At 58.2% G+C, this 23,601-nt stretch carries 15 protein-coding genes and 3 pseudogenes; all 18 read left to right on the top strand.

Going from position 1 to position 23,601, the window contains the following annotated elements; genetic code table 11:
* Window positions 1-509 (top strand): DUF4368 domain-containing protein (locus tag FN001_RS06800; protein ID WP_142411275.1); only part of this gene is annotated, 509 nt, incomplete at its 5' end.
* A gap of 90 nt (window positions 510-599) precedes the next feature.
* Window positions 600-695, top strand: a pseudogene (locus tag FN001_RS18695) (Maff2 family mobile element protein); the annotation flags it as partial.
* Between the two features lie 83 nt (window positions 696-778).
* Window positions 779-1,648 (top strand): VirB6/TrbL-like conjugal transfer protein, CD1112 family, encoded by an 870-nt coding sequence (locus FN001_RS06810; RefSeq protein WP_142411276.1) that lies wholly within the window; start codon window positions 779-781, stop codon window positions 1,646-1,648.
* An 11-nt stretch (window positions 1,649-1,659) separates the two neighbouring features.
* Window positions 1,660-2,196, top strand: coding sequence for an MT-A70 family methyltransferase (locus FN001_RS06815; protein WP_142411277.1), 537 nt, complete (start codon window positions 1,660-1,662; stop codon window positions 2,194-2,196).
* A gap of 17 nt (window positions 2,197-2,213) precedes the next feature.
* Complete coding sequence (locus FN001_RS06820; protein ID WP_142411278.1) at window positions 2,214-2,600, top strand: PrgI family protein; 387 nt, start codon at window positions 2,214-2,216, stop codon at window positions 2,598-2,600.
* Window positions 2,560-3,999 (top strand): annotated as a pseudogene (locus FN001_RS18700) (VirB4-like conjugal transfer ATPase, CD1110 family); the annotation flags it as partial. The gene FN001_RS06820 and the pseudogene FN001_RS18700, both read left to right, overlap by 41 nt.
* Window positions 3,982-4,221 (top strand): annotated as a pseudogene (locus FN001_RS18705) (Hint domain-containing protein); the annotation flags it as partial. The pseudogenes FN001_RS18700 and FN001_RS18705, both read left to right, overlap by 18 nt.
* A 9-nt stretch (window positions 4,222-4,230) precedes the next feature.
* Complete coding sequence (locus tag FN001_RS18710) at window positions 4,231-5,421, top strand: VirB4-like conjugal transfer ATPase, CD1110 family (protein ID WP_486463507.1); 1,191 nt, start codon at window positions 4,231-4,233, stop codon at window positions 5,419-5,421.
* Between the two features lie 2 nt (window positions 5,422-5,423).
* A complete protein-coding gene (locus tag FN001_RS06830; protein WP_142411280.1) occupies window positions 5,424-5,792 on the top strand; it encodes a DUF3851 family protein in 369 nt (122 codons plus the stop codon).
* A complete protein-coding gene (locus tag FN001_RS06835) occupies window positions 5,785-7,521 on the top strand; it encodes a CD1108 family mobile element protein (protein ID WP_142411281.1) in 1,737 nt (578 codons plus the stop codon). Before FN001_RS06830 ends, FN001_RS06835 begins: the two co-directional genes overlap by 8 nt.
* A gap of 30 nt (window positions 7,522-7,551) precedes the next feature.
* A complete protein-coding gene (locus FN001_RS06840; protein ID WP_006573253.1) occupies window positions 7,552-7,809 on the top strand; it encodes a DUF4315 family protein in 258 nt (85 codons plus the stop codon).
* Window positions 7,799-8,572 carry a DUF4366 domain-containing protein gene (locus FN001_RS06845; protein ID WP_142411282.1) on the top strand — a complete coding sequence of 258 codons (774 nt, stop codon included), beginning with the start codon at window positions 7,799-7,801 and terminating at the stop codon, window positions 8,570-8,572. Before FN001_RS06840 ends, FN001_RS06845 begins: the two co-directional genes overlap by 11 nt.
* Window positions 8,569-8,787: a hypothetical protein gene (locus tag FN001_RS18400; RefSeq protein ID WP_142411283.1), complete on the top strand. Its 219-nt coding sequence runs from the start codon at window positions 8,569-8,571 to the stop codon at window positions 8,785-8,787. Before FN001_RS06845 ends, FN001_RS18400 begins: the two co-directional genes overlap by 4 nt.
* Window positions 8,768-10,867, top strand: coding sequence for a type IA DNA topoisomerase (locus tag FN001_RS06855; RefSeq protein WP_142411284.1), 2,100 nt, complete (start codon window positions 8,768-8,770; stop codon window positions 10,865-10,867). Before FN001_RS18400 ends, FN001_RS06855 begins: the two co-directional genes overlap by 20 nt.
* The gene (locus tag FN001_RS06860) at window positions 10,864-11,145 is read left to right on the top strand and encodes an immunoglobulin (protein ID WP_142411285.1); all 282 of its coding nucleotides are present in this window, start codon (window positions 10,864-10,866) and stop codon (window positions 11,143-11,145) included. The genes FN001_RS06855 and FN001_RS06860 overlap by 4 nt, the downstream gene beginning before the upstream one ends.
* A gap of 2 nt (window positions 11,146-11,147) precedes the next feature.
* The gene (locus FN001_RS06865) at window positions 11,148-14,465 is read left to right on the top strand and encodes a YodL domain-containing protein (RefSeq protein ID WP_142411286.1); all 3,318 of its coding nucleotides are present in this window, start codon (window positions 11,148-11,150) and stop codon (window positions 14,463-14,465) included.
* 1 nt (window position 14,466) lies between these two features.
* Window positions 14,467-14,682 (top strand): transposon-transfer assisting family protein, encoded by a 216-nt coding sequence (locus tag FN001_RS06870; RefSeq protein ID WP_142411287.1) that lies wholly within the window; start codon window positions 14,467-14,469, stop codon window positions 14,680-14,682.
* Between the two features lie 77 nt (window positions 14,683-14,759).
* Entirely contained in the window at window positions 14,760-23,600 is an 8,841-nt protein-coding gene (locus FN001_RS06875; RefSeq protein ID WP_142411288.1) for an SNF2-related protein, read from the top strand.
* Window position 23,601 lies beyond the last annotated feature (1 nt).

Below are 23,601 nucleotides of genomic sequence, written 5' to 3' on the forward strand. Positions count from 1 at the left end.
CTGGTGTACTCTCCAATCTGCGGAAAGTGACAAGCTATGCGGCAAAGCATGAAGCCCGGTTTATGAAGCTCTTGATTGAGCAGAACGAGGACGGGGGCAAGCGCAGGAACGCCGCCAAGAAAAAGGAACTGGAAGCCGCCGAGAAACGCATAGCCGAGTTATCCGCTATCTTCAAGCGGCTGTATGAGGACAGCGTGACCGGGCGCATATCAGACGAGCGTTTCACAGAGCTGTCGGCAGACTATGAAGCAGAACAACGGGAGCTGAAAGAAAGAGCCGCCGCTATCCAAGCGGAGCTTTCCAAAGCACAGGAAGCCACCGTGAACGCAGAAAAGTTTATGAATGTTGTCCGGCGGCATACCAGCTTTGAAGAACTTACCCCTACTCTGCTGCGGGAGTTTGTAGAGAAAATCGTTGTGCATGAGTGCAGCTATGACGAGAACAAGACCCGCAGACAGGACATTGAGATTTATTATTCTTTTGTTGGCAAGGTGGACTTGCCCGAATAACCGCCCGACCTATCCGACACAAGAGCTAAGTGCCGGATAGGAACGGCAAAATTTTTTACACTTCTATTACTTCTTTATCGCACATCAGTAAAAAGCCAGGGCATGAAGCAGCTCATGGCTGGCGCTGGCGTCGCCGTGGTCGGCATGGTCCTCGTACCCCTGCTTTCCGGCTTGTTCACCGTCTGATCGTTCCCGTCGTTAAGCTGTCATAAGAAATCCTTGCCGCCCCTGCCCCCAAGCGGGGGCGGCTGAAAGGAGGTTGACACCGTATGGATTTCTTACTCGATGCCCTTACTGACTGGCTCAAGGAAATGTTGGTAGGCGGCATTATGAGCAACTTATCGGGGATGTTCGATAGCGTGAACCAACAGGTCGCAGACATTGCGACACAGGTGGGCCAGACCCCCCAAGGCTGGAACGGGAGTATTTTCAGCATGATCCAGAACCTCTCCAACTCCATCATGGTGCCGATTGCTGGCGTGATCCTGGCTATCGTGATGACGCTGGAGCTGATTCAGATGATTACCGACAAAAACAACCTGCACGATGTGGACACCTGGATGATCTTCAAGTGGGTGTTCAAATCTGCCGCCGCTATCCTCATTGTCTCCAACACCTGGAACATCGTGATGGGCGTGTTTGACGCGGCCCAAAGCGTGGTGACGCAGGCGGCAGGCATCATTGGTTCCGACGCTTCCATCGACATCTCCTCTGTCATGACCGATATGGAGTCCCGGCTGATGGATATGGACCTGGGGCCGCTGTTCGGCCTGTGGTTCCAGTCGCTCTTTATCGGCATTACCATGTGGGCGCTTTACATTTGTATCTTTATCGTGATCTATGGCCGTATGATTGAGATTTACCTTGTGACCTCGGTGGCCCCCATCCCAATGGCCACCATGATGGGCAAGGAATGGGGCGGCATGGGCCAGAACTATCTGCGCTCGTTGGTCGCCCTGGGCTTCCAGGCATTTCTCATCATCGTCTGCGTGGCAATTTACGCCGTGCTGGTGCAGAGTATCGCTACCGAATCCGACATCATTATGGCCATCTGGAGCTGTGTGGGCTATACGGTCCTGTTGTGCTTTACGCTCTTTAAGACCGGCAGCCTCGCCAAGTCTGTGTTCAATGCACACTAAGGAGGGCCTGTATGGGAAAATATCAAATCATTTATGCAGATCCTCCCTGGAGCTACCGGAGCGGCAAAGTAAGCGGGGCAGCCCAAAACCATTACCCAACCATGGCGGATGAACAGCTGTACCAGCTTCCGGTATCTACGCTGGCAGCAGATACCAGTGTCTTATTTCTGTGGTGTACCTTTCCTAAACTGCCTGAAGCATTGAAACTCATTAAGGCGTGGGGATTCACCTTCAAAACCATTGCGTTTGTCTGGGTCAAGCAGAATAAATCCGGCAACGGCTTCTTCTTGGGCCTTGGCTGGTGGACGCGAAGCAATGCTGAGATTTGCCTGCTGGCTGTGAAAGGAAAACCCAAGAGAAAGAGCGCCAGCGTCCGGCAGCTGGTTTTTGCACCTGTTGAGCAGCACAGCAAGAAACCTGATATTGTTAGGGAACGCATTGTGGAACTCATGGGTGATTTGCCGCGCATTGAGCTGTTTGCCCGTCAAACCGCACCCGGATGGGATGTGTGGGGCAACGAAGTAAACAGCTCGATTTCATTTCCATAAAGAAGGAGGTAATCCCTTTGGCTTATGTACCCGTACCCAAAGACCTTACGAAAGTCAAAACCAAGGTCGCGTTTAATCTGACCAAAAGACAGTTAATCTGCTTCGGCGGCGGGGCGCTCATCGGCGTACCGCTTTTCTTTTTGCTCCGGGGGCCTGTGGGAAACAGCGTGGCTGCCATGTGTATGATGCTGGTCATGCTGCCCTTCTTTCTGATGGCAATGTATGAGAAGCACGGCCAGCCCCTGGAAAAGATCGTGGGCAACATCATCAAGGTGGCCGTTATCCGCCCCAAACAGCGCCCGTATAAGACCAACAATTTCTATGCCGTTCTGGAACGGCAGGAAAAACTCGACAAGGAGGTGTATGACATTGTTCACCGCAACGAAAAACCGGCAGGCCGATAAGGATGGCAAACAGCCGCCGGTTTCCAAGAAGAAACGATTGTCCCGTGCCGACAGAAGGCAGATCGAGGCCGCCATCGCCCGTGCCAACCGCACAGACCGGAAAGAGAAGTCGGCCCAGGACAGCATCCCCTATGAGCGGATGTGGCCGGACGGCATCTGCCGGGTGGCAGACGGCCATTACACCAAGACCATCCAGTTCCAGGACATCAACTATCAGCTCTCGCAGAACGAGGACAAGGCGGCGATCTTCGAGGGCTGGTGCGATTTCCTCAACTACTTTGACAGCTCCATTCAGTTTCAGCTGTCCTTTTTGAACCTGGCAGCCTCCGAGGAGACCTTTGCCCGCGCCATCAACATTCCTCTCCAGGGGGATGACTTTGACAGTATCCGGGTGGAATACATGACCATGCTGCAAAACCAGCTGGCAAAGGGCAACAACGGCCTTATCAAGACCAAGCACCTCACATTCGGGGTTGACGCTGACAGCCTCAAGGCTGCCAAGCCCCGCCTGGAGCGCATTGAGACCGATATTCTCAACAACTTCAAGCGCGTGGGCGTGGCCGCCGAGTCCCTGGACGGCAAGGCGCGGCTGGCACAGCTTCATGGCATTTTCCACATGGATGAACAGGTGCCGTTCCGTTTTGAATGGGAGTGGCTGGCTCCGTCCGGTCTGTCCACCAAGGACTTCATCGCGCCGTCCGGCTTCGAGTTCCGCACCGGCAAGCAGTTCCGTATGGGTAAGAAATACGGGGCTGTTTCTTTTTTGCAGATTCTTGCGCCGGAGCTGAATGACCGGATGCTGGCGGATTTCCTGGACATGGAAAGCTCTCTGATCGTCAGCCTGCATATCCAGTCCGTGGACCAGATCAAGGCCATCAAGACGGTCAAGCGGAAAATCACTGACCTGGACAAATCCAAAATCGAGGAACAGAAAAAGGCCGTCCGTGCCGGATATGACATGGACATCATTCCTTCTGACCTTGCCACCTACGGTGCCGAGGCTAAAAAGTTATTGCAAGATTTGCAGAGCCGGAACGAGCGAATGTTCCTTGTGACCTTCCTGGTGCTGAACACGGCAGACAATCCCCGGCAGCTGGACAACAATGTGTTCCAGGCCAGCTCCATCGCGCAGAAGTACAACTGCCAGTTGACCCGTCTGGACTTCCAGCAGGAAGAAGGGCTGATGTCCGCGCTGCCCCTGGGCCTCAATCAGATCGAGATTCAGCGGGGGTTGACCACCAGCTCCACGGCTATCTTTGTGCCGTTTACAACCCAGGAGTTATTCCAGAGCGGCAAGGAGGCGCTGTACTACGGTATCAACGCCCTGTCCAACAACCTCATCATGGTGGACCGCAAGCTGCTGAAAAACCCCAACGGCCTGATTCTCGGCACACCGGGCTGCTTCGATGGAAAAACCCGTATCCTGCTGGCGGATGGGTCCACCCCGTCCTTTGCCGAGTTGGTGGAGGCCGGTATCACGGAAACGATGGTGAAAGCCTATGACTACGATACCGGCGAGATCGTGGACGCCAGGGCCATAGACATCCGCATTGAGAAATATATGGACGAGCTGAAGGTGATCGAGCTGGAGGACGGGACCCGGCTGTGTTGTACGGACACCCACCTGATTATGGACGCAGATGGTCAGTTCATCGAGGCAAACAAAATCATAGACGGCCAGCGGCTCAGCGGCGGCCATGTGGCGGTCCGGGAGGCCTTTCAGCGGCTGCCGGAAAAAGTGCCGGTCTATGACCTCACCGTACCCAAGTACGGGAATTTTCTGCTGGCCAATGGCCTGATCGTCCACAACAGCGGCAAGAGCTTTTCGGCCAAGCGTGAGATCGCCAACTGCTTCCTGCTCACCAACGATGACATCATCATCTGCGACCCGGAGGCCGAGTATGCGCCCCTGGTGGAGCGCCTGCATGGGCAGGTCATCAAGATTTCGCCTACCTCCACCAACTACATCAACCCGATGGACCTGAACCTGGACTACTCGGACGATGAAAGTCCGCTGTCCCTCAAGTCTGACTTCATCCTGTCTTTGTGCGAGCTGATTGTGGGAGGCAAAGAGGGCTTGCAGCCGGTGCAGAAAACCATCATTGACCGCTGTGTGCGGCTGGTCTATCAGACCTATCTCAATGACCCCCGCCCGGAGAATATGCCCATTTTGGAGGACCTTTACAATCTGCTGCGGGCGCAGGAGGAAAAAGAGGCACAGTACATCGCCACGGCGCTGGAAATCTATGTAACCGGCTCCCTCAATGTGTTCAACCACCAGAGCAATGTGGACATCAACAACCGCATTGTCTGCTATGACATCAAAGAATTGGGCAAACAGCTCAAAAAGATCGGTATGCTGGTGGTCCAGGACCAGGTATGGAACCGTGTCACCATCAACCGTGCCGCCCACAAGTCCACCCGCTATTACATCGACGAGATGCACCTGCTGCTGAAAGAGGAGCAGACCGCCGCTTATACCGTCGAGATTTGGAAGCGTTTCCGCAAGTGGGGCGGCATTCCCACCGGCATCACGCAGAATGTCAAGGACCTGCTTTCTTCCCGCGAGGTGGAGAACATCTTTGAAAACTCCGACTTCGTGTATATGCTCAACCAGGCGGGCGGGGACCGGCAGATTCTCGCCAAGCAGCTGGGCATTTCCCCGCACCAGCTGTCCTATGTGACCCACTCCAGCGAGGGCGAGGGCCTGCTGTTCTATGGCTCCACGATCCTGCCTTTCGTGGACCATTTCCCAAAGAACACCGAGCTGTACCGCATTATGACCACCAAACCCCAGGAACTGAAAAAGGAGGATGAATGACCATGAAACCCAACACCGAACTGGATACCATGATGTTTTTTGACGATGCCCTGGAGAGTGAGCGCACCTATCTGCTCACCGAGCTGGCCGATGCCGTCAGCGAGACCCGCACGGCGGCGGATCAGGCGGCGGAGCTGAACGAGGACGGCGAGGCGGGCCTGCTACGCCTGACGGAAATCTGGTGCGCCATGAACGGTGTTCCCGCCATCGTCATCTTCGAGGGCAGCCAGTCTGAGCTGCTGGCCAATGTGGTGGCGCAGATCTACGCCCATCTGCTTCAGCACCCCTTCCATGACCCTGTGGGGCTGGCCGTCTGTGTGGAGCTGCGCTACATGACGGACGCCCTCATGCTGGGTGAATGGTTTGAATAAGGAACCGCGCCTGCGCTTTACAGACGAGGAACGGGCTGACCCGGCGCTGGAGAAGCCCATCCGCAAGGTGGACAAGGCCGCCGCCAAAGCGGATAAGGCGCAGGCTAAAATTCCCAAAAAGCAGGTCCGGCAAAAGACGGTAGACCCGGAGACCGGTAAAGTGACCACCAAACTGGTGCTGGAGGACAAGAAGAAGCCGCCCTCCAAGCTGTCCCATGCGGTGCGGGATACCCCCGCCAATGCCGCCCTGGGGAAAGTTCACAAGGAAATCCGGGAGACCGAACAGGACAATGTGGGCGTTGAGAGCGCCCACAAGTCCGAGGAGGCTGCCGAGACCGGCGCACGGCTGATGCGGGAAAGCTACCGCAGCCACAAACTGAAGCCCTACCGCAAGGCAGCCCAGGCCGAGCAGAAGCTGGAAAAGGCCAATGTAAACGCCCTGTATCAGAAGTCCCTGCGGGAAAATCCCCAGCTTGCCAGCAACCCCATTTCCCGCTGGCAGCAGAAACAGGCCATCAAAAAGGAATACGCTGCCGCCAAGCGCGCTGGTCAAGCTGCCGGGAATACCGCAAGCACAGCCCAAAAGACCGGCAAGGCCGCCAAGACGGTCAAGGAAAAGGCACAGCAAGCGGGCGCGTTTGTCATGCGCCACAAAAAGGGCTTTCTGATTGCGGGCGCGATCTTCCTGCTGGTCTGTATGCTGCTCAACACCATGTCCTCCTGTTCCATGATGGCGCAGAGCATCGGTTCTGTGGTGTCCGGCACCACCTATCCGTCGGATGACCCGGAGCTGGTGGCGGTGGAGGCGGACTACGCTGCCAAGGAAGCGGCGCTGCAAGCCGAAATCGACAACATTGAAAGCAGCCATCCGGGGTATGACGAGTACCGCTACGACCTCGACATGATCGGGCATGACCCCCATGAGCTGGCGGCCTATCTGTCCGCCGTGCTGCAAGGCTATACCCGGCAGAGCGCCCAGACAGAGCTGGAGCGTGTATTCGACGCACAGTATGAACTGACGCTCACCGAGGAAGTGGAGATACGATACCGCACCGAAACTTCCACGGACCCTGTGACCGGCGAGACAACCACCGAGGAAGTTCCGTATGAGTATTACATTCTGAATGTAAAGCTCACCAGCAAACCCATATCTTCTGTGGCATCAGACTTGCTGACCCCGGAACAGCTGGAAATGTATCAGGTGTACCGGCAGACGCTGGGCAACAAGCCGCTGATTTTCGGCGGTGGTTCCTCCGACACCAGCGATTCCGAGAGTTTAGCTGGTGTTGAGTTCGTCAACGGCACCCGCCCCGGCAATCAGGCCGTGGTGGATATAGCGAAAAGTCAGGTGGGCAATGTGGGCGGTCAGCCCTACTGGAGCTGGTACGGCTTCAATTCCCGTGTGGAATGGTGCGCCTGCTTCGTGTCCTGGTGCTACGGCCAGATGGGGCTGTCTGAGCCGCGCTTTGCCGCCTGCCAGTCCCAGGGTATTCCGTGGTTCCAGTCTCACGGACAATGGGGCGGGCGTGATTACGCCAATATTGCCCCCGGCGACGCCATCTTCTTCGATTGGGACCTGGACGGCAGCGCCGACCATGTGGGCCTCGTAGTCGGTACAGACGGCAGCCGAGTTTATACGGTCGAGGGTAACAGCGGCGACGCCTGCAAGATCAAGAGTTATTCCCTGACCTACGAGTGTATCAAGGGCTACGGCCTGATGAACTGGTAACAGAGTTTTTTCAAGAAGGAGTGATTGATTATGGCTAAGAACAAAATCCAGCGCATTGACCAGGAGATTGCCAAGGTCCGCGAGAAGATCGCGGAGTACCAGGACAAGCTAAAAACCCTGGAGGCGCAGAAAACCGAGGCGGAGAACTTGGAGATCGTCCAGATGGTGCGCGCCCTGCGGCTGACCCCGGAGCAGCTGAACGCCATGCTCTCCGGCGGCACGGTCCCCGGCATGGCCGCTGCCTCCACCGACTACGACGAACAGGAGGACACCGACCATGAAGAATAAGAGAATTTTCAAGACCTTTTCGGCCCTCTGCGCCGCCCTGGTGCTGATGATGGGCCTTTCCGTGACAGCCTTTGCCCAGGGGACGGAGCAGCCCCCGGCAGAGGACGCCACCAACGACGCCAATGTGGTGGTGGAAGAAACCGAGGATAGTCCCGCCCTGACCCCGGAGGGCAACGCTGCCCTGGTGGATGATTTCGGGGGCAACAAGCAGCTCATCACCGTCACCACCAAGGCAGGCAAATACTTCTACATCCTTATTGACCGGGCCAACGAGGACAAAGAAACCGCCGTTCACTTTTTGAATCAGGTGGACGAGGCCGACTTGACGGCGCTGATGGAGGAAGGCCAGACCACCCAGGAGCAGCCCGCCACCTGTACCTGTACGGAGAAATGTGTGGCCGGTGTGGTGAATACGGCCTGCCCGGTGTGCGTCACCAATATGAGCGCCTGTACGGGCAAGGAGCCGGAACCGGAGACCCCGGAGGAAACCCCGGAGCCGGAGGAACCGGCGCAGAAACCCGCCGGACTGAATCCGGCCATTCTTTTGGTGGTGCTGGCCCTGCTGGGCGGCGGCGGTGCCTTTGCCTACTTCAAATTCATCAAGAATAAGCCCAAGACCAAGGGTAGCGACAATTTGGACGATTACGACTACGGCGAGGACGATACTGACCAGGAGGACGAGGACCCCTGGGAGACCGAGGAATCTGACGAGCCGGACGCTGACGGGGGCGGCGATGAGGAAAGCGAGGACAAGGCGGATTGACCCGCTTTACCGACAGCCCCTATGAACGCATGATGACACGCAGGCCGGAGGGCGGGAAGGAAACTTCCCGCTCTCCCTCTTTATCTCCCGGCCACCCCTGTTATGGCTGCGGGAATTACCGTGACGGACAGCCCTGCGTGGGATTCTGCCACCGGCAGCTGACCGCATGGCTGCGGGAAAGGAGGATGAAAAACCATGAAGCTGGTGATCGCTGAGAAACCGTCCGTTGCCCAAAGTCTGGCCGCCGTGATCGGGGCCACCGCCCGCAAGGACGGCTACCTGGAGGGCGGCGGCTGGCGGGTGAGCTGGTGTGTGGGCCACCTGGCTGGGCTGGCCGACGCCGACGCTTATAACCCGGACTACGCAAAGTGGCGCTATGACGATCTGCCCATTCTGCCGGACCATTGGCAGATGGTGGTGGGCAAGGACAAAAGGAAGCAGTTTGATGTGCTGAAACAGCTGATGAACGCCCCGGATGTGACCGAGGTGGTGAACGCCTGCGACGCCGGACGCGAGGGCGAGCTGATCTTCCGCGCCGTCTACGAGCTGGCGGGCTGCCAGAAGCCCATGAAGCGGCTCTGGATTTCCTCGATGGAGGATTCCGCCATCCGGGAGGGCTTTGCGAACCTGCGCCCCGGCGCGGACTATGACGGCCTGCGGGATGCGGCCCTCTGCCGCGCCAAGGCGGACTGGCTGGTGGGTATCAATGCCACCCGGCTGTTTTCCGTGCTGTACCACCGGACCCTCAACATCGGGCGCGTCATGTCCCCGACGCTGGCCCTCATCGTCCAGCGGGAGGCCGAGATCAACACCTTCAAGCCGGTGCCGTTCTACACGGTCACGCTGGAGCTGCCCGGCTTCACCGTTTCCGGGGAGCGCATGGCGGACAAAGCCGCCGCCCAGCAGCAGAAAACAGCCTGCCAGGGTGCGGCTGCCACGGTGAAAAAGGTGGAGCGCAAGGACAAGTCCGAGAAGCCGCCCGCCCTCTATGACCTGACTACCCTCCAGCGGGACGCCAACCGGCTGCTGGGATACACCGCCCAGCAAACCCTGGACTATTTGCAGAACCTCTATGAAAAGAAGCTCTGCACCTATCCCCGGACGGACAGCCGCTATCTGACTTCGGATATGGCGGCGAGTCTGCCGGAGCTGGTTCGGCTCACCGCCGAGGCGCTGCCCTTTGCCGCTGGCATGGAGATTTTCTGCAATGCGGCCCAGGTCATCAACGACAAAAAAGTGACCGACCATCATGCAGTGATCCCTACCCGCAACCTCCAGGGCGCGGACCTGACCGGCCTGCCGGTGGGCGAAAAGGCGGTGCTGGAGCTGGTGGCCCTGCGGCTGCTGTGCGCCGTTGCCCAACCCTATACCTTTGCGGAGACCGCCGCCACGGTGGAGTGCGCCGGAGCGGAGTTTACCGCCAAGGGCCGCACGGTAATACAATCTGGCTGGCGGGCGCTGGACGCTGCCTACCGCGCTGGGCTGAAAAATGTGGAGCCGGACAAAGAAGCCGAGGACAAGGCGCTGCCGGAGCTGTCTGAAGGTCAGACGCTTCCCCTTTCCGGCGCTGCCGTCAAGGAGGGCAAGACCACCCCGCCCAAGCACTTCACCGAGGATACGCTGCTTTCTGCGATGGAGACTGCCGGGAAGGACGATATGCCGGAGGACGCCGAGCGCAAGGGGCTGGGGACCCCGGCCACCCGCGCCGGGATTCTGGAAAAGCTGGTGTCCACCGGCTTCCTGGAGCGCAAAAAGAGCAAGAAAACTGTGCAGCTCCTGCCATCCCATGATGCGGTGTCCCTTATCACTGTGCTGCCGGAGCAGCTGCAATCGCCCCTGCTGACCGCTGAATGGGAGTACCGGCTGGGCGAGATCGAGCGTGGCGAGCTGGCCCCGGAGGATTTCATGGATGGAATTTCCACCATGCTCAAGGAGCTGGTAGGAACCTATCAGATGATTAAAGGCACCGAGTATCTGTTCACTCCGCCCCGCGAAATGGTGGGCAAATGCCCCCGCTGCGGCGGTGATGTGGCGGAGCTGCAAAAGGGTTTCTTCTGCCAGAACGAGGGCTGTAAATTTGCCATTTGGAAAAACAACAAGTGGTGGGAGCTGAAGCGAAAGCAGCCCAACAAGGCCATCGTGACGGCGCTGCTCAAGGATGGCCGCACCCATGTGAGGGGCCTGTACTCCGAGAAAACCGGCAAGACCTACGACGCCACCGTGGTGCTGGAGGACGATGGGCAGTACGCCAACTTCAAGCTGGAGTTTAACCAGCAGAAAGGCGGCAAACGATGAAGCTCTCCCTCTACGAACAGGAAACCATTATCCTCTACAACCAGGCTGAGGCTACCGCCGAAGTCTATACCCATGATTCCCGGCTGCTGGAGAAATTGCGGCGGCTGGCGGAGAAATATCCGGACCAGATCGTGAAAAAGGACCGGCAGACCTTCACGGTTCCCAAACGCTGCGTGTCCGTCCGGGAACCGTACAGCGCCGAGCGTCGCAAAGCTGCCAGTGAACGGGCCAAGGCTGCTGGGTACAGGCCGCCCACCCCCAAGAAGGGCAGCGAGTAAGCATGGCCGAGAGCGTCTTTGAGGCCGTCAAGCAGTCTGTCACCGTCCGGGAAGCGGCGCAGATGTACGGGATGGAGGTCAATCGGAGCGGCATGGCCTGCTGCCCGTTCCACGATGACAAAAATCCCAGCATGAAGCTGAACGAGGAATACTTCTACTGCTTCGGATGCGGGGCCACCGGCGATGTGATTGACTTCACGGCAAAGCTCTACAATTTGTCCCCCAAAGAAGCCGCCGAAAAGCTGGCCCAGGATTTTGGCCTGGCTTATGACAGTCAGGCTCCTCCCCGGAGGCGCTATGTCCGGCAGAAATCGGAGACACAGAAGTTCAAAGAGGACCGGGATCATGCCTTTCGGGTCCTGGCTGACTACTATCATCTGCTGAGAAAATGGGAAACCGACTATTCCCCCAAAACGCCGGAAGAACATCCCCATCCCCGTTTTATGGAGGCAATTCAGAAAAAGGACTATACGGGCTATCTGCTGGATTTTTTCCTGGAGGACGGCCCGGAGGAACAAAAGCTGTGGATTGCCGAACATCAAGCAGAAATCGCCAATTTGGAAAGGAGAGTGAAAATCATGGCTGATAAGCCCACCAACCGGGAGCGGTTGCAGGAAATCACGGCAGGCATTGAACAGGGTATCAAGGAGCTGTTCGAGAGTGAGAAGTATATGCGCTACCTGTCCGTCATGTCCAAGTTCCACCGCTACTCCGTCAACAACACCATGCTCATCTATATGCAGCGCCCGGACGCCACCCTGGTGGCCGGGTTCAACAAGTGGAAAAACCAGTTTGAACGCCATGTGAAAAAGGGTGAGCATGGCATTACCATCATCGCCCCCACGCCTTACAAAAAGAAGATCGAGGAAATGAAGCGCGACCCGGACACCCATGCCCCCATCCTGGACGCGGATGGCAAGGCGGTCATGGAGGAAAAAGAAATTGAAATCCCCATGTTCCGACCGGTCAAGGTGTTCGATGTTTCGCAGACGGACGGCAAACCTCTGCCGGAGCTGGCCTCCAGCCTGTCCGGGACGGTGCCGCACTATGAGGCGTTCCTGGAGGCGGTGCGGCGCTCCGCTCCGGTCCCCATCGAGTTTGAACCGATGACTGAGAACATGGACGGCTATTTTTCCTCCGAGCAGCAGCGGATCGCCCTCCGGGAAGGTATGAGTGAGGTGCAGACCATTTCCGCCGCCGTCCATGAGACCGCACACAGCAAGCTCCACGACCCCAAAAAGTATGAGGCGGAGCCGACCTGGAAGATCGTGATGGTGAGTGAGGGCGGCGTCAAGCAGGACTTCCGCCTGGACTTTACCACCGAAGCGGAGGCAGAGCAGGCCGCCGCCGAGGAAGGCTGGCGGTATGTGGACGAGAATCAGTTTGAGTGGCGGCTGGAGGGACAGGAAGATCTGACGGCGGTGAAACAGGCCGCCAAGAACCGCAACACCGAGGAAGTGGAGGCCGAGAGCATTTCCTATGCGGTCTGCCAGTATTTCGGCATACAGACCGGCGAAAACAGCTTCGGATACATCGCTTCCTGGTCCAAGGACAAGGAGCTGAAGGAGCTGCGGGCCAGCCTGGAGACCATCAACAAGACTTCCTGCGAGCTGATTAACGACATCGAGCGCAACTACAAGGAAATCTGCAAGGAGCGCGGCATTGACCTGACTGCCGCCCCGGAGCCTGAGCGGGACCCTATTGAGCAGCTGGTAGCAGACATCGACCAGTTCACTTTCGATTATGACCCTTATGAGTATCGGAACAATGCAGATAGCCGTGAGGACGCACTGCACGAACTGACTGCCACACTCCGAAGCGGAGATGCCAGCGGTGTACGCGAATGGCTCCAGAATATCGTGAACGAGGACGAACCAGATGAAACCACCCAAAAAGCAGCCGAGCTTATGGAGCGGCTGGATCAGCTTGTGCCGGGGCTGGAACCGGAACAGCTGGACGAGCCGGAACCTGACCCCAACCTTGTGAAGATGGCCGATGAAGCGATGGCGATGGGCGCGGATATTGACTGGAACTCCGATAAGGAATTTCCGTTGTCTTTCGATACTGAAAGTCCCCGGCTCAGCGCCGAGTACCGGGAGGCCCTGCTGGTGCTGGATGATACCGCCTATCTTCATGTTCAGCCCTGTGACACCGGCTGGGACTACACGCTCTACGATGTGGCAACCATGAAGCAGCTGGACGGCGGCCAGCTGGACGGGGTCGACATGGGCCGTTCCGCAGCAGTCGGCCATATCTGCGAGGACCTGGGGATGGGCAGCAAGTCCATCAAGTATGCACCGCTGTCCATGATCGAGACTTTGCAGGAGGCGACCTCCCAGCAGATGCAGGAACAGGTCAGCCAGCAGACCGCAGAAGCCGCAGCCGCCCAGCTGCCGGATGCCCAGGAACAGGCGTTGGACGAATATCCCATGCCGGACCCGGTACTGACCCAGGACGATCTGGAGAAATGCGGCTGCCTGGACAGTGACCTTTTGCCCCTCTCCAAAGAACGGGCCTATGAGTTGATGGAGCGTGACCTGACCGTTTACATTATCCAGGAGGGCGAAAATCCGGTGATGGCCTTTGACACCGCCGACCTGGACGCCCATGACGGTATCTTCGCCCTGCCCCGTGAGGAATGGGAGGAAACCCCGGAGTTTGATAAGCTGGTCAAGGACCGCATGGACCACCAGGAGGAACGGGAGCAAGCGTTTCTCTCCCACAAGGGGGACTGCTTCGCCATTTATCAGGTGAAGCACACCGACGAGCTGCGGGACATCCGCTACGAGGGCCTGGAATGGCTCCAGTCCATCGGGCGGACGGTGCAGCGGGATAACTATGAGCTGGTTTATACCGCTCCGCTGCTGCCCTCTGACCTGAAAGGCGATACCACCGAACAGCTCTTTTACCGTTTCAATAATGAGCATCCCGCCGATTACGGCCATCCGTCCATGAGCGTCAGCGACATCGTTGCCATCAAGCGGGACGGCAAGGTATCCTGTCATTACTGCGACAGCTTCGGCTTTCAGCAGGTTCCCGGATTCCTGCCGGACAATCCGCTGAAAAATGCGGAGATGATGTTGGAGGATGACTATGGCATGATCGACGGCATCATCAACAACGGCCCCAAAGAGCCGACAGTGGCCCAGCTGGAACAGCAGGCCCGCAGCGGCCAGCCAATCTCTCTCATGGATTTGGCTGCTGCCGCCCACCGGGAGGACCGGGAAAAGAAAAAGTCCGTCATGGAGCAGCTGAAAAGCCAGCCCAAGGCGGAACACAAAAAGGCAGCGCCCAAAAAGAGCGCGGAAAGGGAGATTTGATATGGGAAACTTCACTTTTGAGGAAACGAACCTGCTTTGTATCTACAACACCGGAAGCCGTACCGGGCTGATCGACGCCCTGACGGAGATGCGCGGCGAGCTTTCGCCGGAGGAAGCCGAGCTGCGGGAGCTGACCGACAGCGCCCTTATGAAGCTCCGGGCCATGAGCGACGCCGAGTTTGCCGAGCTGGAGCTGTACCCGGATTTCGACGAGTAAAAATCACACCAAGACCCAGTGGGGCGGCCTGATGTGCCGCCCCATTTCTATTTAACATGAAGGGAGGACAGAAAACCATGCCATCCAAAGCTGAATTTTACCGGCAGATGGCCGAGCAGGTATCGACCCGGCTTGTGGGAAGTTGGAAGGAATGGACGGCCTTTCTTACTACTGCCGCCCGCCTCTACAAATACCCATTCCATGAACAGATGATGATTTACGCCCAGCGCCCGGACGCCACCGCCTGCGCCGAGTACGACCTGTGGAATGAAAAAATGGGACGGTATGTGCGCCGTGGCTCCAAGGGTATCGCCCTGGTGGACGATTCCGGCGACAGACCCCGGCTGCGCTATGTGTTCGATATTTCCGACACCGGGACCCGTGAACATTCCCGCACCCCCTGGCTGTGGCAACTGGAAGAACAGCACATCGGGCCTGTGTCGGCCATGCTGGAGCGCAACTACGGTGTTACCGGTGGCGATCTTGCCCAGCAGCTTATTGATGTGGCCGGAAAGCTGGCAAGTGAGTATTGGGACGAGCATCAGCAGGACTTCCACTACATCGTTGACGGTTCGTTCCTGGAGGAGTACGATGAACTCAACATTGAAGTCCAATTTAAGTCCGCCGCCACCGTCAGTATCGCCTACGCCCTGATGTCCCGCTGTGGGCTGGATACGGAACAATATTTCCAGCATGAGGACTTCATGCCGATCTTCGACTTCAACACTCCCGCCACCGTCGGGGCGTTGGGAGCGGCGGTCAGTCAGATGAACCAGCAGGTGCTGCGGCAGATCGGCGTCACCATCCAGAATTATGAGCGCGAACAACTCGCGGAAAGGAGCAACCACCATGAAGAACAACCTGACTTACACGCAGAACGGGGATTACCTGATTCCCGACCTGAGCCTGAGCGAACAGCCGGAGAAGCCCCTGGGCAAGTACGGGCGGCTGCGGAAAGCGTATCTGAAGGAACACCGGCCCCTGATTTACAACCAGCTGCTGCTGACCGAGAAGCTGTACCCGCACCTCATCGAGATCGACGAGACGGCGAACAGCCGTCTGGAGCAGATGATGCCCCAGCTGGCGGAGTCGGCGGGCGCGACGGAGGAGCTGAAAGCCCGCGATCCGATGCGCTGGGTGGGCCTGATGAACACCTGCAAGGCCCAGGCCGAGGAGATTCTGATGGCGGAGCTTATCAACAGCTGACCTTAAACCTGTTCCTCTCCGAAGCGGAACAAATCCAAAGAATAGACGAAGCAGAGAATGTGCAAACATCCTCTGCTTTTTCTTTTGCCCAGACCGACATCGACCATGTGCTGCGGCTGGGAGGCAACACGGACCGGCAGCGTGAACGCATTGTGGCAGCTTTTGAAAAGCAGAAGTCCACCGCCGAGATCGCAGCCTATCTGCAAAACCTCTATACCGGCGGCAACGGGATTGGCAGCATTACCGCATGGTATGCCGAGGACGGCATCCACCTGTCTCACGGAAAGTCTGCCCGTTATGACAAGTCCGCCCAGGTCATTTCCTGGGAGAGCGCCACCGAGCGTATCGGCCAGCTTTTGCAGACCGGCCAGTTTGCCACCAATGTGGAGCTGTCCGAGGCCGAGGGCTATGAACGTTCCCTCCTTGCGGAAAAGTTCTGGAATCTGTATCACGATTTCAGCGATGAAGCCAGAGAATCCGGGTATCTGCCCAGCCTTGCCAACAATCCAGGGCGCGGTTTCCCGGAAGAATCCGCATGGCTCACCGAGCAGCTGAAAAGCCCGGAGTTCCGCCAGAACCTTGCGGAAGAATATGCTGCCTTCTGGACGGCCTACCAGCAGGATCGGGATTTGCTGCGCTTCCACTACCACAAGCCAAAGGAGATTTGGGGAAACCTGAAAGATCTGTCCCTGCCCCGCACCGCCTTTACCTCTCAGATGACGGAAGTACCTGCGGTCAAGCAGTTTATCACCGAGGACGAGATCGAGGCCGCCATGACCAGAGGCAGCGGTGTTTCTGGTGGGAAAGGCCGCATTTTTGCCTATTTCCAAAATTCCCACACCGATAAAGAAAAGGTGGATTTCCTCCGGCACGAGTACGGCATTGGGGGCCACTCCCATGCCCTGTCAGGCGCTGGGGGCAGCTGGGAAGATCATGACGGAAAGGGCCTGCACTACAAAAAAGGCGGCTGCCCGGATGTGCATTTCACATGGGAGAAGGTTGCCAAGCGGATCACCGATTTGATTCAGAAGGGCCGCTATCTCACCGAACAGGAACAGGAGGAGTTCGACAAAATCCAGGCGGAAAAGGCTCTGGCCGAAGAAGATGCCCTGCAAGCCCAGCCGCCCGACACGGAACCTGCCGATGTTCTGCGGGAGGATGTGCCGGAGCAGCCCATTCCCACCCTCCGGGAGCTGCATGAGCGATACAAGCCCATCGTGCTGGAGGCTGTTACCCAGGACATCAGATACCGGAACGCCTGCGGTCACAGTGATTATGAAAACGCTATGATCGAGTGTAATGCTGCTGTGCGCCGCGCCATTCTTGATTCCCACAATATAGAGCTGATCCGCCTGTTCTCTGATGTGCCGGAATTTCGCCAGCGGCTGCACCGGGAAGTGGCAGACGAAACCTATCCCAAGCTCCATGAACTGCTGCGCCCGCTCTCGGACAATGACATTGACCGGGCTATCCAGGACTGGAATGGCAGGATCGAGAGTAAACACGCCGTTGTCCGCTACATGAAAGACCATGCACGGGAAAAAGACACCGCTGTGTGGCTGGCCCATGAGTTTGACGGCGGCGACGGCAAAACTCCGTTTGCGGTCCGCCCGGAAAACCCCGAAGGAACGGCGCTTCCCTGGCCCAAGGTGCAGCGCCGGATCGCCCAGCTCATTAAGGAGGATCGCTTCTATACTCAGGTCGAGCAGGACAATCTGGACGATGTGGACCCCATCGCCATCCGGGAGACCCTGGCCCAACGCGGCATTGTGGACGGCCATGTGGTGGACCCGGAAAAGCTGGACAACGACCCATTTATTCAGCAGGTCATGCGGGATGTGGAGGCCATATCCAGAGAGACCGCCCAAGCAGACCAACAGGAACAGCCTTCCCCCGGTAATTCGCGTGTTCCTGTATCAGACAAGGAATATGCTGCGGCCCGTGGCACGGTCCGGGAGCGGACTTCCTACGATCCATCGGTTCCTCCCTACCATGTGGGGGATATTGTCTATCTGGATGACCGCGCACACCAGATCACAGAGCTGCGGGATGACACCGTGGAGCTGCTGCCCACCGGCATGAGCTACCCCATCTACCGGGCCGAGCGTCAGGAACAGTTTGAGCAGCTTCTTCGGGCAGATAACCGCAACGACTTCTATACCGAGTTTCTTCCGGCAAACCCGGATGCGGTGGACCAGGACCTGCGGGATGTGCTGGCCCACGGTCTGATCGGTGAGGCGGACAAGGCGGAGCTTTCCCAGCTGCTGCACAACGGCAAGAGCAACCGGGAGGTTGCCCTGTGGCTGAGCCGGGCCTATCCCAACATCGTGGAAACGATGGAACTGGAGACCGGCGACACCGCCGACTACCGCACGATGCCGGAAGGTATCGAGCTGGAAGTGCTGGACGCAGATGAAAAGCGGCTGGCCATGCTGTTTTTCCGCTGGGACGAAGTTGCGCCTTTGCTGCGCGGGCTGTACGCTCGTCAGCTGGACGGTTTTGGACAGGAACACCCGGAACCGTCTGTCGAAACCCCGGCTTACCACGCCGAGACTGTGGCCGTCTATCCAGGTGATAAGAACCATCTGCCCTATGATGTGGTGGTTCAGACCCTGCGGACCGATGAACCGGAGCCTCCCGCACCTGCCATCGAACCGGAAAAGACCCTGGATGAAGTGCTGGACGAACATCCTGTATCCGTTCAGGTCAACGGTGAGTGGCAGACTTTTCCCAACGCCAGGGACGCCGAAGAAGCCGCCTATGGGGAGTACAAGGAGAACCTGCGCCGCACCGCCGAGAATTTCCGTATCACGGACGATCACCTGGGCGAAGGCGGCCCCAAGGCCAAGTTCCAGGCCAACATTGAGGCAATCAAGCTGCTGAAATGCCTGGAGGAAACCACCGGGCAGGCAACGCCGGAGCAGCAGGAAGTCCTCTCCCGGTATGTGGGCTGGGGCGGCCTTGCCGACGCCTTTGACCCCGATAAGGAAAGCTGGAGGAAGGAATATGCCCAGCTGAAGGAGCTGCTGACCCCGGAGGAATACGCTGCCGCCAGAGGGTCTACCCTCAATGCCCATTACACCAGCCCCACGGTGATCCGAGCCATCTATGAGGCTGTTGGCCGCATGGGATTTGAGACCGGCAACATCCTGGAGCCGTCCTGCGGCGTGGGCAACTTCTTTGGTATGCTGCCGGAGAGCATGGCCGGAAGCAAGCTGTACGGCGTGGAGCTGGATTCCATCAGCGGGCGGATTGCCCAGCAGCTCTATCCCAAGGCTGACATCACCGTGGCAGGATTTGAGACCACCGACAGACGGGATTTCTACGATCTGGCGGTGGGCAATGTGCCTTTCGGTCAATATCAAGTCCGGGACAAAGCCTACGATAAGCTGAATTTCAACATCCACAACTACTTTTTTGCCAAAGCGTTGGACCAAGTGCGTCCCGGCGGCGTGGTAGCCTTTGTGACTTCCCGCTATACGATGGATTCCAAGGATTCCACCGTGCGCCGGTATCTGGCCCAGCGCGCCGAACTGCTGGGGGCCATCCGCCTGCCCAACAACGCCTTCCGCGCCAATGCCGGGACTGAGGTTATGTCGGACATCGTTTTCCTGCAAAAGCGGGATCGTCCGCTGGACATTGTGCCGGAGTGGACGCAGACCGGCCAGACCGAGGATGGCTTTACCATCAACCGCTATTTCCTGGACCACCCGGAAATGGTGCTGGGGCGTCCCACCGCTGAAAGCACCCAATACGGCAAGCAGGATTACACCGTGGCCCCCATCGAGGGGCTGGAGCTGGCCGATCAGCTGCATGATGCCGTGAAGTACATTCGCGGCACCTACCAGGAGGCCGAGCTGCCGGAGTTGGGCGAAGGCGAAGCCATCGACACTTCCATCCCCGCCGACCCCAATGTGAAGAACTACTCCTACACCGTGGTGGACGGAGCTGTGTATTTCCGGGAGAACAGCCGCATGGTGCGGCCTGACCTCAACGCCACCGCCGAGGCCCGTGTCAAAGGCATGGTGAGGCTACGGGATTGCGTCCAGGAATTGATCGACCTGCAAATGGACGCCGCCACACCGGACAGCGAAATCCGGGAGAAGCAGGCGGAGCTGAACCGGCTCTATGACGAGTTTTCCGCCAAGTACGGCCTTATCAATGACCGGGCGAACCGGCTGGCCTTTGCCGATGATTCCAGCTATTATCTGCTCTGCGCGCTGGAGATCGTGGACGAGGACGGCAGGCTGGAGCGCAAGGCGGATATGTTCACCAAGCGGACCATCAAGCCCCATGAGGCGGTGACTTCTGTGGACACCGCCAGCGAAGCCCTGGCCGTATCCATCGCGGAAAAGGCCCGTGTGGATATGGAGTACATGGAACAGCTTACCGGCAAGACCAGCGACGAGCTGGCCTCTGAGCTGCAAGGCGTGATCTTCCGCCTGCCTGGGCCAGTGCCGGAGGGAGAACGGCCTGCCTATGTGACCGCCGACGAATACCTGTCCGGCAATGTGCGGCGCAAGCTGCGTCAGGCACAGCGGGCGCTGGAGGCCAGCGAGATTTTCCGTCCCAATGTGGAGGCGCTGGAAAAGGCGCAGCCCAAAGACCTGGACGCTTCGGAGATCGAGGTGCGCCTGGGCGCTACCTGGATCGACAAAGAGTACATCCAGCAGTTCATGTATGAGACCTTCAACACCCCGTACTATCTCAAGCGCGCCATCCAGGTCAATTACGCCTCTTACACCGCCGAATGGCAGGTCACAGGCAAAAGCTCTGTGTCCGAAAACGATGTAGCAGCCTACACTACCTACGGAACCAGCCGTGCCAACGCTTACCGGCTGCTGGAGGATGCTTTGAATCTGCGGGATGTCCGTATCTATGACACCGTGGAGGACGCAGACGGCAGAGAGCGCCGGGTGCTGAACGCCAAGGAGACCACTCTGGCCGCACAAAAGCAGCAGGCCATCCGGGACGCTTTCCGCGATTGGATTTGGAGAGACCCGGAGCGCCGCCAGACCCTGGTGCGCCAGTACAACGAGGAAATGAACTCCACGCGGCCCCGTGAATATGACGGGTCCCACATCACCTTCGGCGGCATGAACCCATCCATCACCCTGCGGGATCACCAGCTGGGCGCTATCGCTCATGTGCTGTATGGCGGCAATACGCTGCTGGCACACGAGGTCGGTGCGGGCAAAACCTTTGAAATGGTGGCCGCTGCGATGGAATCCAAGCGCCTGGGGCTGTGCCAGAAGTCCCTCTTTGTGGTGCCAAACCACCTGACGGAGCAGTGGGCTTCGGAGTTTCTGCGGCTCTATCCCTCCGCCAAAATCCTGGTCACGACCAAGAAAGACTTTGAGACCCATAACCGAAAGAAGTTTTGCGCCCGGATCGCCACCGGCGACTACGACGCCGTTATCATCGGCCACTCGCAGTTTGAGCGTATCCCCATCAGCCGGGAGCGCCAGGAACGGCTCCTCTACGAGCAGATCGACGAGATTACCGAGGGGATTGCCGAGGTACAGGCCAGCGGCGGCGAGCGTTTCACGGTCAAGCAGCTGGAACGGACCCGCAAATCCCTGGAGGCGCGGCTGGAAAAGCTCCAGGCCGAGGGCCGCAAGGATGATGTGGTGACTTTCGAGCAGCTGGGTGTGGACCGCCTATTCGTCGATGAAGCGCACAATTACAAGAACCTGTTTTTATACACCAAGATGCGGAATGTGGCGGGCCTCTCCACCAGCGACGCCCAAAAGTCCAGCGATATGTTTGCCAAGTGCCGCTACATGGACGAGATCACCGGCAGCCGGGGTGTTATCTTTGCCACCGGCACCCCGGTCAGCAACTCCATGACCGAGCTTTACACCATGCAGCGGTATCTCCAGTATGACCGCTTGCAGGAACTGAGCATGACCCATTTTGACTGCTGGGCGTCGCGCTTTGGTGAAACGACGACGGCGCTGGAGCTGGCACCGGAAGGCACCGGCTACCGGGCGCGCACCCGCTTCTCCAAGTTTTTCAATCTCCCGGAGCTGATGAACCTGTTCAAAGAGGTGGCTGATATTAAAACCGCCGATCAGCTCCATCTGCCCACGCCGGAGGTGGAATACCACAACATTGTGGCCCAGCCTACTGAACACCAAAAAGAGATGGTGCAGGTTCTCTCCGAGCGCGCCTCCAAGGTACACAGCGGCAGCGTTGACCCATCGGAGGACAATATGCTCAAGATCACCGGCGATAGCCGCAAGTTGGGTCTGGATCAGCGTATCATCAACCAGTTGCTGCCGGACGAACCCGGCACCAAGGTCAACCAATGTGTCGCAAACATCATGCAGATTTGGCGGGACGGCGAGGCTGATAAGCTGACCCAGCTGGTGTTCTGCGATATTTCCACGCCCCAGGCGGCCCCCTCCAAAAAGGCGGCCAAGGCGCTGGATAATCCCACGCTCCATGCGCTGGAGCAGGCTGTGCCGCTGGACGAGCCGGAGCCGGTCTTTACCGTCTATGAGGACATCCGGCAAAAGCTCATCGCCCAGGGGATGCCCGCCGATCAGATCGCGTTCATCCATGAGGCCAACACCGAAGTCAGAAAAAAAGAGCTGTTCGCCAAGGTCCGCACCGGCCAGGTGCGTGTCCTGCTGGGCAGCACCGCCAAGATGGGCGCTGGCACCAATGTGCAGGACCGTCTGGTGGCGCTCCATGACCTGGACTGCCCGTGGCGGCCGGGAGACCTTGCCCAGCGCAAGGGCCGTATCGAGCGCCAGGGCAACCAAAATCCCCTGGTCCATGTGTACCGCTATGTTACCGAGGGAACTTTTGACGCTTATCTCTGGCAGACGGTTGAAAACAAGCAAAAATTCATTTCTCAGATTATGACCTCTAAATCGCCGGTCCGCTCCTGCGACGATGTAGACGAAACGGCGCTGTCCTTTGCCGAGATCAAGGCCCTGTGCGCCGGAGACCCCCGTATCAAGGAGCGCATGGACCTGGATGTGGAGGTCTCTAAGCTAAAGCTGATGAAAGCCGACCACCAGAGCAAGCAGTACCGTCTGGAGGACCAGCTGCTCAAATACTTCCCGGAGGAAATCGAAAAGCACAAGGGCTTCATCCAGGGCTTTGAAGCAGACCTGGAGACCCTGGCGGCCCACCCTCACCCGGAGGACGGCTTTGCCGGTATGGAAATCCGGGGCGATACCCTGACGGACAAGGAGAACGCCGGTGCCGCCCTGCTGGATGCCTGCAAGGAGGTCAAAGGCTCCGAGCCTGTGCAGATTGGCAGCTATCGGGGATTCACTATGTCCGTGGAGTTTTCCGCTTGGAAACAGGAATATACGCTCCTGCTGAAAGGCCAGATGACCCACCGGGCAAGCCTCGGCACAGACCCACGCGGCAACCTGACCCGCATTGACAATGCGCTCTCTCAAATGCCCCAACGCCTGGAGGCGGCCAAGGCCCAGCTGGATAATCTGTACCAGCAGCAGGCCGCCGCCAAGGAGGAAGTGGGCAAGCCTTTCCCCTATGAGGATGATCTGCGGGTAAAGTCCGCCCGTCTTGTGGAACTGGACACGCTTCTGAACCTGGACGGCAGGGGTCGCTCTCAGCCGGAACCTGTGATCGCCAAGAGCGCACGGCCCTCGGTGCTGGACAGCTTGAAGCGCCCGGTGCCGCCCCGAAGCTCCGAAAAGAAACCGAAACAGCATGAGGAGGTGCGATAAT

The organism is Clostridium sp. Marseille-P7770 (genome assembly GCF_902143525.1).
GTDB lineage: Bacteria > Bacillota > Clostridia > Lachnospirales > Lachnospiraceae > Pilosibacter.

Bases quoted from the DNA above. Each gene is read 5' to 3' on its own strand.
- FN001_RS06840 (WP_006573253.1), top strand. From the start codon at position 7,552: ATGGCTAAGAACAAAATCCAGCGCATTGACCAGGAGATTGCCAAGGTC.
- FN001_RS06865 (WP_142411286.1), top strand. From the start codon at position 11,148: ATGGCCGAGAGCGTCTTTGAGGCCGTCAAGCAGTCTGTCACCGTCCGG.
- FN001_RS06855 (WP_142411284.1), top strand. From the start codon at position 8,768: ATGAAGCTGGTGATCGCTGAGAAACCGTCCGTTGCCCAAAGTCTGGCC.
- FN001_RS06870 (WP_142411287.1), top strand. From the start codon at position 14,467: ATGGGAAACTTCACTTTTGAGGAAACGAACCTGCTTTGTATCTACAAC.
- FN001_RS06860 (WP_142411285.1), top strand. From the start codon at position 10,864: ATGAAGCTCTCCCTCTACGAACAGGAAACCATTATCCTCTACAACCAG.
- FN001_RS06815 (WP_142411277.1), top strand. From the start codon at position 1,660: ATGGGAAAATATCAAATCATTTATGCAGATCCTCCCTGGAGCTACCGG.
- FN001_RS18710 (WP_486463507.1), top strand. From the start codon at position 4,231: ATGGACGCAGATGGTCAGTTCATCGAGGCAAACAAAATCATAGACGGC.
- FN001_RS06810 (WP_142411276.1), top strand. From the start codon at position 779: ATGGATTTCTTACTCGATGCCCTTACTGACTGGCTCAAGGAAATGTTG.
- FN001_RS06875 (WP_142411288.1), top strand. From the start codon at position 14,760: ATGCCATCCAAAGCTGAATTTTACCGGCAGATGGCCGAGCAGGTATCG.
- FN001_RS06830 (WP_142411280.1), top strand. From the start codon at position 5,424: ATGAAACCCAACACCGAACTGGATACCATGATGTTTTTTGACGATGCC.
- FN001_RS06845 (WP_142411282.1), top strand. From the start codon at position 7,799: ATGAAGAATAAGAGAATTTTCAAGACCTTTTCGGCCCTCTGCGCCGCC.